19 protein-coding genes and 1 pseudogene are annotated in these 17,397 nt (G+C 40.6%); 2 read left to right on the forward strand and 18 right to left on the reverse strand.

Translation table 11 applies throughout. The features are described from left to right. Nucleotides 1–247: 247 nt before the first annotated feature. The 7 genes from lytC to RWM06_RS03345 form a co-directional block, all read right to left on the reverse strand. Entirely contained in the window at nt 248–1,762 is a 1,515-nt protein-coding gene (gene lytC, locus RWM06_RS03315) for a choline binding-anchored murein hydrolase LytC (protein WP_313970114.1), read from the reverse strand. A gap of 33 nt (nt 1,763–1,795) precedes the next feature. Next, nucleotides 1,796–2,554: a triose-phosphate isomerase gene (gene tpiA, locus RWM06_RS03320; protein WP_033689160.1), complete on the reverse strand. Its 759-nt coding sequence runs from the start codon at nt 2,552–2,554 to the stop codon at nt 1,796–1,798. A 96-nt stretch (nt 2,555–2,650) separates the two neighbouring features. After that, nucleotides 2,651–3,328, reverse strand: a complete 678-nt coding sequence (locus tag RWM06_RS03325; protein ID WP_313970115.1) for a DnaD domain-containing protein — start codon at nt 3,326–3,328, stop codon at nt 2,651–2,653. A gap of 8 nt (nt 3,329–3,336) precedes the next feature. Beyond that, the gene (metA, locus tag RWM06_RS03330; RefSeq protein WP_313970116.1) at nt 3,337–4,281 is read right to left on the reverse strand and encodes a homoserine O-succinyltransferase; all 945 of its coding nucleotides are present in this window, start codon (nt 4,279–4,281) and stop codon (nt 3,337–3,339) included. Beyond that, a complete protein-coding gene (locus RWM06_RS03335; protein WP_033684116.1) occupies nt 4,265–4,471 on the reverse strand; it encodes a hypothetical protein in 207 nt (68 codons plus the stop codon). The genes metA and RWM06_RS03335 overlap by 17 nt, the downstream gene beginning before the upstream one ends. Before the next feature lie 144 nt (nt 4,472–4,615). Further along, on the reverse strand, nt 4,616–5,128 hold the full coding sequence (locus RWM06_RS03340) for an adenine phosphoribosyltransferase (protein ID WP_001049318.1): 513 nt from the start codon (nt 5,126–5,128) through the stop codon (nt 4,616–4,618). 86 nt (nt 5,129–5,214) lie between these two features. Then, the gene (locus RWM06_RS03345) at nt 5,215–5,973 is read right to left on the reverse strand and encodes a class I SAM-dependent methyltransferase (RefSeq protein ID WP_313970117.1); all 759 of its coding nucleotides are present in this window, start codon (nt 5,971–5,973) and stop codon (nt 5,215–5,217) included. Nucleotides 5,974–6,098: 125 nt separating this feature from the next. Between RWM06_RS03345 and RWM06_RS03350 the strand changes: the two are divergent. Continuing rightward, a pseudogene (locus RWM06_RS03350) lies at nt 6,099–6,946 on the forward strand (IS630 family transposase). A gap of 494 nt (nt 6,947–7,440) precedes the next feature. Here RWM06_RS03350 and rplA read toward each other — a convergent pair. The 10 genes from rplA to RWM06_RS03400 form a co-directional block, all read right to left on the reverse strand. Further along, nucleotides 7,441–8,130, reverse strand: a complete 690-nt coding sequence (gene rplA / locus RWM06_RS03355) for a 50S ribosomal protein L1 (protein WP_001085675.1) — start codon at nt 8,128–8,130, stop codon at nt 7,441–7,443. A gap of 206 nt (nt 8,131–8,336) precedes the next feature. Beyond that, nucleotides 8,337–8,762: a 50S ribosomal protein L11 gene (gene rplK, locus RWM06_RS03360; RefSeq protein WP_001085807.1), complete on the reverse strand. Its 426-nt coding sequence runs from the start codon at nt 8,760–8,762 to the stop codon at nt 8,337–8,339. 275 nt (nt 8,763–9,037) lie between these two features. After that, a complete protein-coding gene (gene ldcB, locus RWM06_RS03365; RefSeq protein WP_313970118.1) occupies nt 9,038–9,754 on the reverse strand; it encodes an LD-carboxypeptidase LdcB/DacB in 717 nt (238 codons plus the stop codon). Between the two features lie 2 nt (nt 9,755–9,756). After that, nucleotides 9,757–10,227, reverse strand: coding sequence for an HIT family protein (locus RWM06_RS03370; protein ID WP_313970119.1), 471 nt, complete (start codon nt 10,225–10,227; stop codon nt 9,757–9,759). Nucleotide 10,228: 1 nt separating this feature from the next. Continuing rightward, the gene (locus tag RWM06_RS03375; protein ID WP_313970120.1) at nt 10,229–11,266 is read right to left on the reverse strand and encodes a M42 family metallopeptidase; all 1,038 of its coding nucleotides are present in this window, start codon (nt 11,264–11,266) and stop codon (nt 10,229–10,231) included. A 97-nt stretch (nt 11,267–11,363) separates the two neighbouring features. After that, nucleotides 11,364–12,689 (reverse strand): branched-chain amino acid transport system II carrier protein, encoded by a 1,326-nt coding sequence (gene brnQ, locus RWM06_RS03380; RefSeq protein WP_313970121.1) that lies wholly within the window; start codon nt 12,687–12,689, stop codon nt 11,364–11,366. Between the two features lie 171 nt (nt 12,690–12,860). Then, entirely contained in the window at nt 12,861–13,148 is a 288-nt protein-coding gene (locus RWM06_RS03385; protein ID WP_313970122.1) for a rhodanese-like domain-containing protein, read from the reverse strand. Beyond that, nucleotides 13,145–13,735, reverse strand: coding sequence for a uracil-DNA glycosylase family protein (locus RWM06_RS03390; RefSeq protein ID WP_313970123.1), 591 nt, complete (start codon nt 13,733–13,735; stop codon nt 13,145–13,147). The genes RWM06_RS03385 and RWM06_RS03390 overlap by 4 nt, the downstream gene beginning before the upstream one ends. 53 nt (nt 13,736–13,788) lie before the next feature. Further along, complete coding sequence (gene pepV / locus RWM06_RS03395) at nt 13,789–15,189, reverse strand: dipeptidase PepV (protein WP_313970124.1); 1,401 nt, start codon at nt 15,187–15,189, stop codon at nt 13,789–13,791. Nucleotides 15,190–15,201: 12 nt separating this feature from the next. Further along, entirely contained in the window at nt 15,202–15,807 is a 606-nt protein-coding gene (locus tag RWM06_RS03400; protein WP_313970125.1) for a nitroreductase family protein, read from the reverse strand. 171 nt (nt 15,808–15,978) lie between these two features. Here RWM06_RS03400 and RWM06_RS03405 point away from each other — a divergent pair, with 171 nt between their 5' ends. After that, nucleotides 15,979–16,779 carry an amino acid ABC transporter substrate-binding protein gene (locus RWM06_RS03405; protein WP_313970126.1) on the forward strand — a complete coding sequence of 267 codons (801 nt, stop codon included), beginning with the start codon at nt 15,979–15,981 and terminating at the stop codon, nt 16,777–16,779. 73 nt (nt 16,780–16,852) lie between these two features. On the opposite strand, the gene RWM06_RS03410 is transcribed toward RWM06_RS03405, so the two are convergent. After that, the coding region (locus RWM06_RS03410; protein WP_399553528.1) for a helix-hairpin-helix domain-containing protein at nt 16,853–17,397 on the reverse strand (545 nt) is incomplete at its 5' end.

Consider the following 17,397-nt stretch of genomic DNA (forward strand, 5'->3'; position numbering starts at 1 on the left):
AAAAGTTGCAATAGACTGATAATTTAAGAATTATTTAGAGATTTTTTGATTCAATTTCATGTCCCTTTTCTTCGGTAAAGAAAAGAAAAAGAGGATGCAAATTTCTTGCACACTCCTTTATCAAACTTATACTCAATGAAAATCAAAGAGCAAACTAGAAAACTAGCCACAGGTTGCTCAAAATACTGTTTTGAGGTTGCAGATAGAGCTGACGTGGTTTGAAGAGATTTTCGAAGAGTATTATATCTTAATACCAAACGCTGACATCAACACGACCACGAATTCCTTTTAAGTATTCAGATGAAGTATATTGCCATCCTTTTTCACCTGAATAGTGAGGATTATTCCAATCAAGCGCATCCGTATAGGCTGCTACCCAGTTGACATGTTGTAAAATATCTGGATGATTCAAACGAGTTTGCAAGAGTTGACGATAACTATAAACTTTCACATTTTGATAACCAGCCTGCCTCATTGTTGCCATATACTTGTTGATAATCTTGACCCAAGTTCCAGTATCACTTGGAGCTCTCTTGGTCTTATTGACATACTCCCAGTTCTCAACATCGTAGTAAATAGGATAAGACAAGTTCATATTATATTTTTTCAAGAATTCAATAGTCTGATTGGCATCATTCTCAGCATCGGTCTCGTTTTCAGCATAAGTATAGAGGTAAACACCATAAGGAATACCCAAACGATTAAGTTCTTGAATATTATAAGCCAGTTCCTTATCTTCTACACCGCTATAACCCAAACGAACAATAACTCCATCTACTCCATTATCGTCGATGACTTTTTTCCAGTCACTGATACGACCATTGTGCTCACTGACATCGATGACCTTTTTAACTTGATCAGTCCCAACTTGTTCTTCACGATGGTTAAAGAAATAACGTCTGCCATTTCGGTGAACCCAGCCAACATTCAAGTCTTTCTTTTCTTTTAACTCACCTGAGTCAGAAAAAATATAGCGAGCATCATTCATGACTAATTCACCGGTCGCCATAGCACCACTTTCTGTCAAGTAATAGTTACCCTGCCACTCATCTTTAGCCATGTAACCCCACTTCTTGAAATAGTACCACTTTCCGTCTACCTTTTGCCACTCTTGATTAGCATAAGAGCCATCAGACTTGAGATAGAAGTAAGACGAATAGGCTGGATCATAAAGCCATTCATTTTGCATCATGGCACCTTGACCATTTAGGAAATAACTTCCCTGCCATTGACTTTTAGCTAAATAGCCCCATTTCTTAAAATAGTACCATTTACCTCCAACAGAATGCCATTCCTGGTTAGCATAAGAACCATCAGACTTCAGGTAAAACCAGTTCTTATAGGCGTTATCATAAACCCATTCATTTTTGGCCATATAACCACCTGATTTCAGGTAGTAATTGCCCTGCCACTCATTTTGAGCATAACGTCCGTCTGACTTAATATAAAACCAAGCCTTATAGTAGTTATCAAAAATCCACTCACTCTTGGCTTTGGAACCATCAGCCTTTACATAATAATCCCCATCCCAGTGGGCAGAAGCATTAGTCTTTACACCTGCACTCGTTTGAGTTTTATTAGAAGACTGATTTTGCTCTGAACTACTTGAAACTGTCCTTGTATCCTGCGAAGTTTTTCCTACTTCAGTTTCATTTGCAGCAACATGATTAATTGCCAAGCCGAGTAAACAGATACTTGCTAATCCAATTTTTCCAATCTTTGTTTTCAATCTTTCCTCTCCTATAAAAAATGGAACAGACATCTCAATGCTGTTCCACCTAGCTTTTGCTACTGATTATTTTACAAAGTCAAGCAAAGCCAAGAAGCTTTCTGCTTCAAGTGACGCACCACCTACAAGGGCACCGTCAACATCTGGACAAGCCATGTATGAAGCAACGTTTTCAGGTTTAACAGAACCACCGTATTGAACACGAACTTTGTCTGCAACTTCTTGACCAAAGTCAGCAGCTACAACATCACGAACAACTTTACACATTTTTTGTGCGTCGTCTTGTGAAGCTGATTTACCAGTACCGATAGCCCAGATTGGTTCGTAAGCGATAACTGATGCAGCAACTTGTTCAGCTGTCAAACCAGCCAATGCAGCAGATACTTGAGCACCTACAAATTCAGCTGCTTTACCAGCTTCGTAAGTTTCAAGTGACTCACCACAACAGATGATTGGAAGCATACCGTTTGCAAAGATTGCTTTTGCTTTTTTGTTGATATCTTCGTTAGTTTCATGGAAGTAGTCACGGCGTTCTGAGTGACCGATAACAACGTAGTCAGTACCGATTTCTTTCAAAACTTGTGGGCTAGTTTCACCAGTGAAAGCACCTGCATTTTCAAAGTAGCAGTTTTGAGCAGCAACTTTAAGGTTTGAACCTTTAGCAGCAGCAAGAACAGCTGTCAAATCAAGAGCTGGAGCTGCGATACCTGCTTCAACAAGATCTGATGAAGGAAGTTTTGATGCAACTGCTTCAACGAATGCTTTAGCTTCTTCTGGATTTTTGTTCATTTTCCAGTTACCAGCGATAAATGGTTTACGTGACATTTCACATACCTCTTTTTTCAATTTATTTTCTATTTATTTTATCACAATTATACACAGCTTGCAAATCTTACTCGGATTTCAAGCCTGATGTATGGATTAATCCTTCCAGAGATCCATGGCATTTCGGAAATCCGCAGATACCTGTGTCAACTGAGGATTGCTTGCTTCTCTTTCTGTCCGCTTTGCCTCAATTTGAGCCACACTTTTAATACCTTCATGGCGCCAATTTCTCAAAATTGCCTGAATGTACTTCCAGTTTGCTTTTCCATTTAAAACAGCTTCACGAAGAGCTTCCTTAATCAAATCAACACTGGTTCCATCTTCCTTAAGGGTCTTAGTCAAATCTTCAATCTCAAAAGGCGTCAACAAGCGTCCCAACTCCTGCTGGAAGGTTTCTACCAACTCCTTGAGCTGATTTTGAGGTGTCAGTCGGTCTGAACTTGAATGAACTGCTCCAAGCAAGTCATCCAAACGTTCCAAGGCCAAACTAGCATCAAAGAGCAATTCAATTTCGCCATTCAATTCGATGGTTCGATACTGAAGGAGTCCCCTCTCCGTCAGATTGGAAATAGCCTGATTGACGTCTGAAATTTCCTTGCCAATCCTATCAGCAATCTGGCTTGGTGACATTTCTTCTAAGCCTGTCGTATTTTGCAAATAGAAAAATTGCCAGACCAGAAAATCGTCGCTAGAAGGAAAGAGTTCCTTAAAATGCAAGAGCAGGGCACTCGGTAAAACCAAGTTCCCTGATTTAAAAGCGTCTAAATATGTCATAATTCCTCTTATAAATACCCAAATGCGGATGCATCATCTTCTATTTTTCTCCAGTCAAAAGGCGTCTCCTGATAGACCGCATAATTTACCCAGTTACTGAAAAAGAGGGCTGCTGATGAAGACCAACAAAGACAAGGTGTCTGGCTGACATCATCATCCTTAAAGTAATTTTCTGGAATATGAGGATCCAACCCTGCATCACGGTCTCGGAAATACTCCTTAGCCAAGGTATCACGGTCATACTCCAAATGCCCAAAACTATAAATTTCTCGTAAATCACGACTGGCCAAAATCGAAACCCCAACCTGAGGACCTTCTGATAAAATCTCAAGATTGGTTTTGTTTAAGATCTCATCCTTAGAAATCTCCGTATGTCGAGAATGAGGAGATACGTAGCGATCGTCAAATCCTCTAAAGAGAAGGTGCCCTTCTTTTAAAGTATCCTGAGGATAAATACCTGATAACTTACTGTCCATCTGGTATTTTTCAACCCCATAACGCAGATAGAGTCCAGCCTGAGCACCCCAACAGATATGAAGGGTCGAATAGACATGGGTCTTGGACCACTCAAGAACCTGACTGAATTCCTCCCAATAGTCCACTTCCTCAAATGGTAAATGCTCAACTGGCGCCCCTGTGATAATCATCCCATCAAAATACTCATCCTTGACTTCTGGAAAAGTTTTATAGAAGGTCTCCATGTGTTCTGAACGAGTTGTTTTAGAACGATGGCTCTCCATATAGAGAAAATCAATGTCCAGTTGTAGGGGTGTATTGGCCAAATGGCGCAATAACTGAGTCTCTGTCACCATTTTCTGTGGCATAAGATTTAAAATTAAAATCTTCAAGGGACGGATATCTTGGTGGGCCGCACGTTGATCATCCATGACAAAGATATTCTCTGTCCGTAAAATCTCAACAGCTGGTAATTTTTTATCAATTCGAATCGGCATAACCCTCTCCTAACTGTACTCTTTCAGGAATAATTGCTTGTGTTTGAAACTCTTCGAAAATCTCTTCAAACCGCGTCAACGTTGCCTTGCCGTAGATATGGTTACTGACTTCGTCAGTTTTATCTGCAACCTCAAAGATGTACTTTGAGCAGCCTGCGGCTAGTTTCCTAGTTTGCTCTTTGATTTTCATTGAGTATGAAACTAAAACTCAAACACTCGTTTCCTTTATTATACTGTAAGAAGATATAGTTTTCAATTATAGTTTTTCTCTAACTAGCTATAGTCTATTTTTATATCCTAATGTAGAGAAAACAGCCCTAGGGACTGTTTTTCATTAATAATGCATCAAAACTTTGTAGTCGTAGTCACCGATTTTTTCACGGCCGTTCAATTCATCCAATTCAACAAGGAAGGCACAACCTGCTACAACACCACCAAGTTTTTCAATCATCTCAATAGTTGCCTTAACAGTTCCACCTGTTGCCAAGAGGTCATCTACGATAAGAACACGTTGACCTGGCTTGATGGCATCTGCGTGCATTGTCAAGGTATCAACACCATACTCTTTTTCATAGTCCGCAGAAATAACTTCGCGCGGCAATTTTCCTGGCTTACGAACAGGTGCAAAACCAATTCCCAACTCAAAAGCAACAGGACAACCCACGATAAAGCCACGAGCCTCAGGCCCTACGATCATATCAATTTTCTTGTCAGTAGCATATTGAACGATTTCACGAACAGCATAACTATAAGCATTTCCATCAGCCATCAAAGGACTGATATCACGGAAGGTAATGCCTTCCTTTGGATAATTTTCAATTGTTGCAATGTAATCTTTTAAATTCATCTTTTTCTTTCTTTCAAAGTTTTTTACTCTCTATTATAGCATATTTTTTAAGAAAGAAAAAAGGAAAAGTTAACTTCAATAATTATCTAACGATTTGACGATTTATAACTAGCCATAGCAATAAAGCCCAAGTTCTTTTTATTCTTATCAAACATTTTATACATCGTTAAAAACTGCTTTCTATTCTCCTTTTTACAAGCATTTATACAAATTCTCAAAGTTCCTAGCCAACCTTCGTCATAAATCATACCTGATAATTTCATTAAGGTCATTTCACCAGTCAATACTTTCACATCACGATAACCTGATTCTATCATCACCTGTTCCCAACCATCTTGAGTTAAAGGACCTACATTTACATGAATTGCTTGTGATAATTCCTGTCTGACAGACTCTTTAGCTTCCTTAAGAAGCACATCATGTGTCAAGAGAAGACCTTCAGGTTTTAAAACCCTTAGATACTCCATTACACATTTTTTCTTAGCTTGATCGGCTTGCATAGTCAGCATAGCTTCATTTATAACAATATCAAAACTAGCATCTTCATAAGGAAGTTTCATTGCATTTGCTCTTTCAAATCTGATCAAATGATCAACACCTGCCGTTTCAGCAGATTTTTTAGCCACTTCTAAGGCTTGAGCATCCATATCAACAGCAGTTATCTTACAACCAAAACGCTGTGCCAACTCAATTGCTGTAGTTCCCCTATTGCACGCAACCTCTAGTATTCTCTTTTCTTTTGAAAATCCTCCTTCTGCAATTAACCAATCTGTGGCACGTTTTCCGCCTGGACGTAAGCGTTTTTTCCCCAATTTTGCTAAAAACTTATGACCTGCTTCTGACATTTGAACACCTCTGTTTTTTTCTTCATTATAACATAAAATGATATTATCTGACAATTCTAATCTATTATTTGATGAACTATAGCAAACTGAATCAAAAATAGTACATAATGTGGTATAATATTCTTATGGCATATTCAATAGATTTTCGTAAAAAAGTTCTTGCTTATTGTGAGCGAACAGGTAGTATAACAGAAGCATCACACATTTTCCAAATTTCACGTAATACCATTTATGGCTGGTTAAAGCTAAAAGAGAAAACAGGAGAGCTAAACCATCAAGTAAAAGGAACAAAACCAAGAAAGGTTGATAGAGATAGACTTAAAAACTATCTTACTGACAATCCAGACGCTTATTTGACTGAAATAGCTTCTGAATTTGACTGTCACCCAACTACCATTCACTATGCTCTTAAAGCTATGGGCTACACTCGAAAAAAAGAACCACACCTACTATGAACAAGACCCAGAAAAAGTAGCTTTATTTCTTAAAAATTTTAATAGTTTAAAGCATCTAGCACTTGTTTATCTTGATGAAACAGGATTCGATACTTATTTTTATCGAGAATATGGTCGCTCATTAAAAGGTCAATTAATAAGAGGTAAAGTATCTGGAAGAAGATATCAGAGGATTTCTTTGGTTGCAGGGCTAACAAATGGTGAGTTAATCGCTCCAATGACTTACGAAGAGACGATGACGAGCGACTTTTTTGAAGCTTGGTTTCAGAAGTTTCTCTTACCAACATTAAACAAACCATCAGTTATTATTATGGATAATGCAAGATTCCATAGAATGGGTAAGCTAGAGCTCTTATGTGAAGAATTTGGGCATAAACTTTTACCTCTTCCTCCCTACTCACCTGAGTACAATCCTATTGAGAAAACATGGGCTCATATCAAAAAGCACCTCAAAAAGGTATTACCGAGTTGTAATACCTTTTTTCGAGGCTCTTTTGTCTTGTTCTTGTTTCAATTGACTATATAATCAAAAACATATAGTCTTCCATGACTATAGCATAAATCTATTAGCCATTTCTCTAGTTCAAATTCATACTCAATGAAAATCAAAGAGCAAACTAGGAAACTAGCCGCAGGCTGTACTTGAGTACGGCAAGGCGACGTTGACGTTGTTTGAATTTGATTTTCGAAGAGTATAAATTTATTATTACCTCTCTAGTTCCAATTCAACTCCTCCCATCATTTACACGTATGGATTACGACTATTTTTTGTACTTTGGAATTGCCCTCATCTTCATCCGCTGTATGAACCTTCACCTTCCTATTCGTAGAGGCACGATTTCGCTATCCCTTCCTCTGCCGATTCTTATTTCCAGCGTCAGACTTGAGAATCGCTAACAGGTTCACTAATAGATGGCCCCCAAAGAGGAGTTGTACCTCAGATGAACGGAATGGACGTCGTACCTAAAAAAACGAGCACTTTCGTACTCGTTTTCTCTGTATAAACTACTGATTAAAGTGAGTTTACGTCAACTTTGATACCAACACCTTGAGTAGTTGTGATAGTCAAGTTTGTTACGTAAGTTCCTTTAGCTGTAGCTGGTTTTGCTTTTTGGATTGTTTCGTTGAAAGCTTTGAAGTTTTCAACCAATTTTTCAGCTTCAAATGATACTTTACCGATGATTGCTTGAACGTTACCTGCACGGTCAGCACGGTAAGTGATTTTACCACCTTTAGACTCTTCAACTGCTTTAGCAACATCCATAGTTACAGTACCAGTTTTAGGGTTTGGCATCAAGTTACGTGGTCCAAGGACACGTCCAAGACGTCCAACAAGAGCCATCATGTCAGGTGTAGCGATAACTACGTCGAAGTCCAACCAACCGTCGTTAATTTTAGCAACAAGGTCGTCTTCACCAACAAAGTCTGCACCAGCAGCTTTTGCTTCTTCAGCTTTTGCACCACGTGCGAAAACAAGAACGCGTGAAGTTTTACCAGTACCGTTTGGCAATACCATTGCTCCACGGATTTGTTGGTCAGCTTTTTTAACGTCGATGTTCAAGTTGTAAGCAACTTCTACAGTTGCGTCAAATTTTGCAAAGTTAGTTTCTTTTGCAAGTGCTACAGCTTCTTCTACGCTGTATGCTTTTGTGCTGTCGATTTTCTCAAGAGCAGCACGAAGTTGTTTGCTTTTTTTAGCCATTTTCTATTCTCCTTGTAAGTGGTTCAATCGATTTTCATCTCCCACGTCACTCCTCGAAATGATGAAGTCTTGCGGGTTTTCAGTCTATTAGATTCTTTTCCTACGTCGTTAAGTTCCCTTGCTGTACCCAAGTACAAGCATCAGTCACTTGCCTAGTATGAAAAGCAACTAATAGACTGCTGTGAGATTTTCTACTGTGTTATTGATTAGTCAACAACAGTGAATCCCATAGAACGAGCAGTACCTTCGATCATACGCATTGCAGACTCTACGTTTGCTGCGTTCAAATCTGGCATCTTAGTTTCTGCAATTTCTTGTACTTGTGCACGAGTAACTGTAGCAACTTTAGTTTTATTAGGTGTACCTGATCCTTTTTCAACACCTGCAGCTTTTTTCAAAAGAACAGCAGCTGGTGGTGTTTTAGTGATGAAAGTAAATGATTTATCTTCGTAAACTGAGATAACAACTGGAATGATCATCCCAGCTTGGTCAGCTGTACGAGCGTTGAACTCTTTTGTGAATCCCATGATGTTGATACCAGCTTGACCAAGAGCAGGTCCAACCGGTGGAGCTGGTGTAGCTTTACCAGCAGGGATTTGCAATTTTACAAGTTTTTCGACTTTTTTAGCCATTTTTAAATCCTCCTTTGTGGTTTTGGCGGTAATTAAAGATTTTTACCTCCCACAAGTATGCTTTACACATACTCATCCATTATACACTATTTATCTAGAATTGCAAGAGAAAAGTTTATTTTTTATACTCAATGAAAATCAAAGAGCAAACTAGGAAACAAGCCGCAGGTTGCTCAAAATACAGTTTTGAGGTTGTAGATGGAACTGACGTAGTCAGTATCCTACACATACGGTAAGGCAACACTGACGTGGTTTGAAGAGATTTTCGAAGAGTATTAATCGACGTAATCTCCGCCTTCAAAGCCATAGTATTCTTCCAAACTGAGACCACTCTCAGCAATTTCTTTAGCTTCTTTTCCTACATAACGAAGGTGCCATTCCTCAGCCATATAGCCTGTTTCCTTTTCTTTGCCTTTGAGATAACGGACAACAAAGCCATAATCAGCTGCATGGTCCAAGAGCCATTGGGCTGCTTTTTCTTCTGTCACCAATTCTCCATTTGTGCTAATCACATCAAAGGCAAAACCTGTCTGGTGTTCGCTGTAGCCAGGACGGGCAGAGTAACGGTCAGCAGCTGCCTTCCCATCTTGGTTGACATAATCTTGATAGAGCTTGGTCTGAGTTTCATAACTTCTAAAACCACTGTAATGATCGCTAATCGGGAAACCTGCCTCTTGCATCGCTTTGATGAGTTTGACCAACTCTGCCTTGGCTGTTGGATTTTCCCCTGGATTGTAGTCTTTTGACAATGGATAGTGTTTATTGGCTACGATGATTTCATCGTATTTCCCTTGGATACTGTAGTAGTCTCCTTTGTTAACCACTTCTGCTTTTTTCTGGGCAGCTCCTTGAGCCTTACTTCCGACTGTTCCATCAGATTTAGCTGTTTGCTCTGTCTTAGCTGAGCCATCTTCATTTTTTGCTTTTTCTTGTGAACAAGCTGCTAGACTCAAGGCTAGCAAGGCTGTCAAGACAAGGTATCTTTTTTTCATTTCTACTCCTTTATTTCTAATAATTTATCTACTTCTGACGATAAACGTTTAACTAATTGTTTAATCTCATCCGGATCTGCTTGGCAGGTTTCTGCTGTCATTTCTTCAAAGGGAACCCACCAAACTGGACCACGTCCATTGAGACCGTGACCATTCATATCACCTCTTCGTCTAGGAAACAGATGCCAATGAAGATGGGCATCACCATTTCCTAGCAGTTCGATATTCATTTTCTCGGTAGCAAAGGCCTTGGCAACTGCCTCTTGGACTAAACTCATTTCCTCTAGAAAACGGAGTTTCGTTTCCTTTTCTAAATGGTGCAATTCCGTGACGTGTTCCTTGGCTAGAAAAAGACTATAGCCTGCAAAATACTGGTGATCTCCAATGACAAGATAGCCTGTTTCCAACTCTTTGACAAAGTAGGGATTTTCCCCAGCTTTAATGAGCTCAATTCTCTGACAAATAAGGCACATATCAGTCTACCAATGCGCTCTTAAGGTAAGCATCAACCATACGCTCTGTTGCGGCCACCGAATCAATATGAGTACGCTCATAAGAATGACTAGACTCGATACCAGCACCGAGAAGGGCGTGTTTGACTTCTGCCCCTGCAGACATAGCCGCTGAAGCGTCCGAACCATAAAATGGATAGATGTCCAGCTTAAAAGGAATATCTTGCTCTTTAGCCAAAGCAACCAAATGTTGACGGAAGTCATAGTGATAAGGCCCTGAAGCATCCTTGACACAGATAGACACTGTGTACTCATCAGTTTGCTGGTCATCTCCCATAGCTCCCATATCCACAGCCAGATATTCTACTACCTGAGCAGGAATATTAGAGTTAGCCCCATGGCCTACTTCCTCAAAGACTGAAAAAGCAAAATGGGTTGTTACGGGCAATTCAATCTTCTCTTCCTTATAAATACGAAGCAGGTTAAGCAAAATTGCTGCACTGACCTTATCGTCCAAATGACGAGACTTGATAAAACCTGTCTCTGTCACGACAGTTCGTGGGTCAAAACTGATAAAATCACCAACCTCGATCCCCAAGGCACGAGTTTCTTTTTCATTTGTTACTTTGACGTCCAAACGCACTTCCATATTATCTTGCGTGCGTTCTGCAGTTCCTGCATCCTTGTAGACATGGCAAGAAGTTTGGTGGATAAGAATGGTTCCTGATATCTTTTGACCTGTGCTAGCTACGTGAACGGTACAGTTTTCTCCTTCAATCATGTTCCAAGGAAAACCACCAATACGGTCCATTTTGAGACGACCGTCTGGTTTGACAGCACGGACAATGGCACCCAGCGTATCCACATGGGCAGTCACATAGCGATGCTCTTCATCACTTTGACCTTTGATGGTCACATTGACACCGCCCTTGGCTGTACGAACTGGCTGGTAACCAAAACCTTCTAGAGTCTTGACTAAATAGTCCGAAATCTCACGAGTGAAGCCTGTTGGCGATGCAATAGCTGTCAGTTCTTTGATATATTCTACTGTTTGATTCATTTCTTCACCTCTTTTGCTACCTATTATAACACATTTATCATCGGATAAAAAAAGAAAATCACTCCTGTAGACTTGGCTACAAAAGTGATTTTAATGATTATTCCATTTCAAAAACATCGCTTTCTTGCTTGTTTGGTAGAACCAATGAGAGCAAGATTCCGACAATGGCTGGTACCAACCAAGGGAGAGATGCCTTGGCAAAAGGAAGAGTGTTGACAAGGTTTGCAAGAAACTCAACCTTAAATGAGCTTCCTAGTACGCTTGCAATGGCAATAGCTGTAACAACAGCAATTGTCAACTGCATACCTGGTTTTGAAAGAGCCACAAATTTGTTGACAATGACAATCATAACGATGGCAATCGTGATTGGGTACAAGATAACTAGTACTGGAATTGAGTACTTGATAATTGCACTCAAACCAAGATTTGCAATAGCAAATCCAATCAAGGTAAAGACTGTTGCATAAGCCTTGTAGCTAATTTGTGGGAAGCGACCGTTAAAGAACTCAGCTGTTGACACAATCAGACCAACTGTTGTTGTGAAGCAGGTTACGGTAACCATAGCTGCGAGGAAGAGTTGAGCTGTTGAACCAAAGATTTCTTGAGTGGCTTGTGACAAGATGTAAACACCCGGTGTTCCACCCTTCATCGCTTCAGCTGGTACTGGGAAATGATTTCCAAGGAAACCTAAACCGATATAAAGGGCGCTGAAGGCAAGGGCAACAACGATACCAACAACCCAAATAGTTGAAATGTATTCTTTCTTACTTGAAAATCCAAGTTGCTTCAAGGTTTGAACTGCAATTACACTAAAGGCAACAGAAGCAAGGGCATCCAAGGTATTGTAACCTTCGAGGAAACCTGTACCAAAAGCAGAAGCTTGATAAGCAGCTGACGCAGCTTGAGGGCTTGTTCCACCGTATTTGATAGCTCCTAGGACAACCAAGATAACAATCAAGATTGCAAAGACTGGCGTTAAAATACGACCGATACGGTCTAAGATTTTTGATGGATTGAGCGAGATTAGATACGCTGCTGCAAAGTAAAGAAGGGTAAAGACAATCAAGCCTAGACCTTTATTTGCATCCGACAAAAGGGGGCTAATCCCTACTTCGTAAGCCGTTGTAGCAGTACGTGGGATAGCAAAAAATGGACCAATTGACAAATAGAGAACTACAAGATACAGAGTCGCAAACCAAGGCGCTATCTTTGTCGAAATCTCATGAATGTATCCTTTAGGATTTAGCGTTCCAATAATAAGGGTCAAGACGGCGATACCGACACCTGAAAAGACAAAACCTGCGATGGCAGGAAGAAAATGTTCTCCAGATAGAGCACCCAGAGAAGGCGGAAAAATCAAATTCCCCGCACCAAAAAATATTCCAAACAGGAGCAAGCCTGTTAGGGCACCTTTTTTAGCCATGTAAATCTCCTTCATATTTATAAAATACTGACCTAGTATATCATGAATAGAAGTATGAAAAAAGTATCACGAAGCAAAATGTTAAATGTTTTTAAGATTCTAAAAAGTATGAATTATCTAAAAATAAAACTCTCCTACCCAGACCACACCAAGTAGGAGAAATTCTTATGTTTAGAGTTCTTCAAAGGCAGTCATACCACCTTGAACATTGATAACCTCATAGCCTTGTTCAGCTAAAAATTGACAAGCACGCGCCGATCTCATCCCAGATTTGCAAATGACATAATGCAACTGGTCCTTGTCCAACTGATCATAGCTATCAGCCAATTGACTAAGCGGCAGGTTGTGGGCACCTTCTAAATGAAGAGTTTCAAATTCGTCCACTTCTCTCACGTCCACTAGAGAAAGTTGACCGTTTTGATAAAGCTGGTAAAATGCGTCAAAGGCTATTTCTTTCATTCTTTTTCTCCTAAAATAGTTTTAATTCTTTTTTTCAAATCCGGCACCACTTCTGACTCAAACCAAGGATTTTTGGCCATCCAGATTTGATTTCGCGGTGAGGGGTGAACTAGTGGAAAATAGGCTGGCAAGTAGTTCTGGTAATGTTTTACCCGTTCTGTCACCTTGCCACTGACTTTCTCCTGTAAATAGTAGGCTTGAGCATACTGGCCAATCAAGAGGGTCAACTGGATATCGGGTAATTCTTGCAAGAGCTGCAGATGCCATTTTTCTGCAAAGCCAGCTCTAGGCGGTAAATCTCCTGACTTACCATGTCCTGGAAAGTAAAAATCCATAGGCAGAACAGCAAAATAACCTGAGTTGTAAAAGGTATCTTCATCCACACCTAGCCAGTCCCGCAAACGATCGCCACTTTTGTCCTTCCAGTAAAGGCCTGCTTCTTGGGTTTTAAGACCAGGCGCTTGACCGATGATATTGATGCGAGCAGTCTTTGGCGCTGCAAAGAGAGGCTCGATGCCACGATTTGTATAGCTGGCATTCTGCGGATCCACCATAATAGCTTGCTTAATTCTTTCGATTTGAGACATCTATTTTCCCTCCAAAAAGAAGTCCAAGCATAAGATCTCAGACTTCTATCGTTTTATTTGATCAATTCATAAATAGCTTCGGCATAGATTGCTGCTGCTCGGAAGAGATCATCCAAGGCGATAAATTCATTAGCTTGGTGCATGGTGTCAATTGAGTCTGGGAACATGGCACCGTAGGCAACTCCGCGTTCGAGCAAGCGACCAAAGGTTCCACCACCGATGACTTGCTCGTGACCTTTAAGACCAGTTTGTTTTTCATAGACATTCAACAAGGTTTGGACAAGTGGATCTTCCATTGGCACATAGTGAGGGGTGTGACCGTGCTCAGAAAGGCTAACAGAAGCAACTGGCAAGTTTTCAAGGATTGACTTGATTTGTTCTGGACTTGTTCCTTTTGGATAGCGGATGTTAAGGGCAATGGTATTATCAGCACTTGTTTCATCGAAGCGGAAGACACCGGCATTCATAGAAAGGGCACCCATCTTTTCATCCACATGAGCAATCTTGAGATTTTCACCCTCATGGTCGTTCAAGAGAATTTTACCAGCGATGTCAAGGTAGTCTTTGGCTGGACCAGCAAAGTCAAACTGGCTGAGGAAGAGGGCTAGGTAAGTCGCACCATTGACACCTGAAGCAGGCATAGCACCGTGGGCTGATTTACCAATGATCGTCACCTTGTATTGGCCGTTTTCTTCTTGGAGTTCTCCTCTAAGTTTGTGTTCTGCAACAAAGGCATCTAGTTTAGCTTGCAAGTCAGCCAAATCACCTGAAATAACTGCTGTTGCTGATTCTGGTACCATGTTTTCACGCAAACCACCTGTGAAGCTATGAAGACAAGCATCACCTGTATTTTCACCTGCAAAGTGGAGGTATTCAGTAATATTTCCTTTTTCACCGTTGATGATAGGGAACTCCGCGTCTGGAGAGAAACCAAAGTCTGGTTTTTTAAGTCCTACGTGCTCGAAGTAGTAGTCCATGTCTGCCCAGCCTGATTCTTCGTCTGTTCCGACAATGAAACGAACTTTCTTAGAAGTTGGAAGGCCCAATTCTTTGATGATTTTCAAACCATAGTAACAAGCTGTTGTAGGACCCTTGTCATCTGATGCCCCACGCGCATAAAGGCGACCGTCTTTGATAGTTGGTGTGTAAGGATCTGTGTCCCAACCGCTACCAGCCGGCACCACGTCCATGTGGGCAAAGATTCCGAGAACTTCTTCCCCATCACCAAACTCAAAATGTCCTGCGTAGTTATCAACATTTTTAGTTGGATAGCCATCACGGTCTGCGATTTCAAGGAATTTTTCCAATGCTTTTACTGGACCAGGTCCAAATGGATGTTCAGCATCAACCTTGCTATCATCACGTTCTGAGTTGATTTCCAAAAGGCTAAACAAGTCAGCCAAGAGGTCTTCTTTGCGTTTTTCTACTTCTGCTGTAAAATCAATTGCTGTCATATTATCTTCCTTCTATCTTTTCTCGATGATTTCATCTACTGGCAAGCGGTAGCTTGGTTCCAATTTTTCGTCTGTGTACCCCACTGTAATCAAAAGTTCTGGACGGAAACGGTCTTCGATATCCAAAACTTCGTTGGCTTTTGATTTGTCAAATCCAAGTATAAGATTTGATCCGATTCCTTGGTCTGTAAGAGCGAGAATCAAGTTCATGGCAACCAAACCTGCATTGAGGGCCAGGTAGTCGCTGACCTGTTGTTCATTGTAGCGTGCAAATTCAGCTGGCAAATTTTTCATGAAGTATTGAAGTTGTTCTTCTGAGAAATTGTTAGCACCACCAACACGGGCGATCTTGCGAGCGCGTTTGGCCAAATCTGTATCTGTAAACAAGGCAATGGTTACAGGTGCTGATGATACCTGCTCAAAGTTGGAACCATAAGCCAATTTTGCTAGTTCGGCATTTTTCTCACGTACCACCACAAATTTCCAAGGCTGGCTGTTGTGGGCGCTTGGTGCCAAGGTTGCAATTTCGATAGCCGTACGCACATCTTTGGGATCCACTGGCTTATCAGTGAAATGCTTGGTCGCATGACGTTTTTTATTTAATTCAAGAAATTTCATAATCGATTTCCTTTTCTAATTCTACTGCTTCCATTTTACCATATTTTGAAAGAGCTTGCAGGGATTTTTCATGATTAAGATATTTTATCACAACCATAAAAAATATATATTGGCTCATCAGGAACATTTCTGATAAACTAGCAGATGACTTTACATTTGAATGGAGACATTATGAAAAAATTTAGCCTATTATTAGCCATCCTCCCACTTTTAGTTGCCTGTGGAAATCAAGCTACACCTAAAGAGACTAACTCCCAAAAGACAATCGTCGTTGCTACAGCTGGTGATGTGCCACCATTTGACTACGAAGATAAAGGCAATCTGACAGGCTTCGATATTGAAGTTCTAAAAGCAGTTGATGAAAAACTCAGCGACTACGAGATTCAATTCCAAAGAACTGCCTGGGAGAGTATCTTCCCAGGACTTGATTCTGGTCACTATCAGGCTGCAGCTAATAACTTGAGTTACACAAAAGAGCGTGCTGAAAAATACCTCTACTCACTTCCAATTTCGAACAACCCCCTCGTCCTTGTCAGCAACAAGAAAAATCCTCTGACTTCACTTGACCAAATCGCTGGCAAAACAACTCAAGAGGATACTGGAACTTCAAACGCTCAATTCATCAATAACTGGAATCAAAAACACACTGACAATCCCGCTACTATCGATTTTTCTGGAGAGGATATCGGTAAACGAATCTTAGACCTCTCTAACGGAGAGTTTGATTTCCTAGTTTTTGACAAGGTATCGGTTCAAAAGATTATCAAGGACCGTGGCTTAGATCTCTCAGTCGTTGATTTACCTTCTGCCGATAGCCCCAACAACTATATCGTTTTCTCAAACGACCAAAAAGAGTTTAAAGAGAAATTTGATAAAGCGCTCAAAGAACTCTACCAAGATGGAACACTTGAAAAACTCAGCAATACCTATCTAGGTGGCTCTTACCTTCCAGATAAATCTCAATTACAATAAGATATATAAAAGCGATTGGACCAGCCAATCGCTTTTAGTTTAAATAATTCTATTCAGGTAAAGAAGCTTGTTTCTAATCATGTCCAGTTTCCGTTTGGTAATCTACTCTTTCTTCCGCTACTTGAGCTAATTCCACTGCCTCCTGCGGGTTCAACTTCCTCTGTACAGCCTCTGCTACTGCTCTAGGCACTCCAACTTCGACAATCTCATCCACACTGGCTTCCTTGATTTTGGTTAGAGACTTGAAATGCTTCATGAGATTCTGCTTGCGTTTAGGTCCCAGACCGTCAATCCCATCCAGTTGTGATGAAAAAGAATTTTTGGAGCGCAGTTGACGGTGGAAAGTAATAGCAAAGCGGTGCACCTCATCCTGAATGCGTTGGAGGAGGAAAAATTCCTGAGAATTGCGAGATAACTCCACCACCTCAAGCGGATCTCCAAAGAGCAATTCATGGGTTTGATGCTTGTCATTTTTTTGCAGACCTGCAATTGGAATATCCAAGCCCATCTCCTCTTGTATGACTTGCTTGGCGATATTGACTTGACCTTGTCCCCCATCGATGACAATCAAATCTGGAGGAGTCAAACCGTCACGCTGTACTCGACCATAGCGCCTGC

It is taken from the genome of uncultured Streptococcus sp. (assembly GCF_963516575.1).
In the GTDB taxonomy this organism is placed as follows: Bacteria; Bacillota; Bacilli; order Lactobacillales; family Streptococcaceae; genus Streptococcus.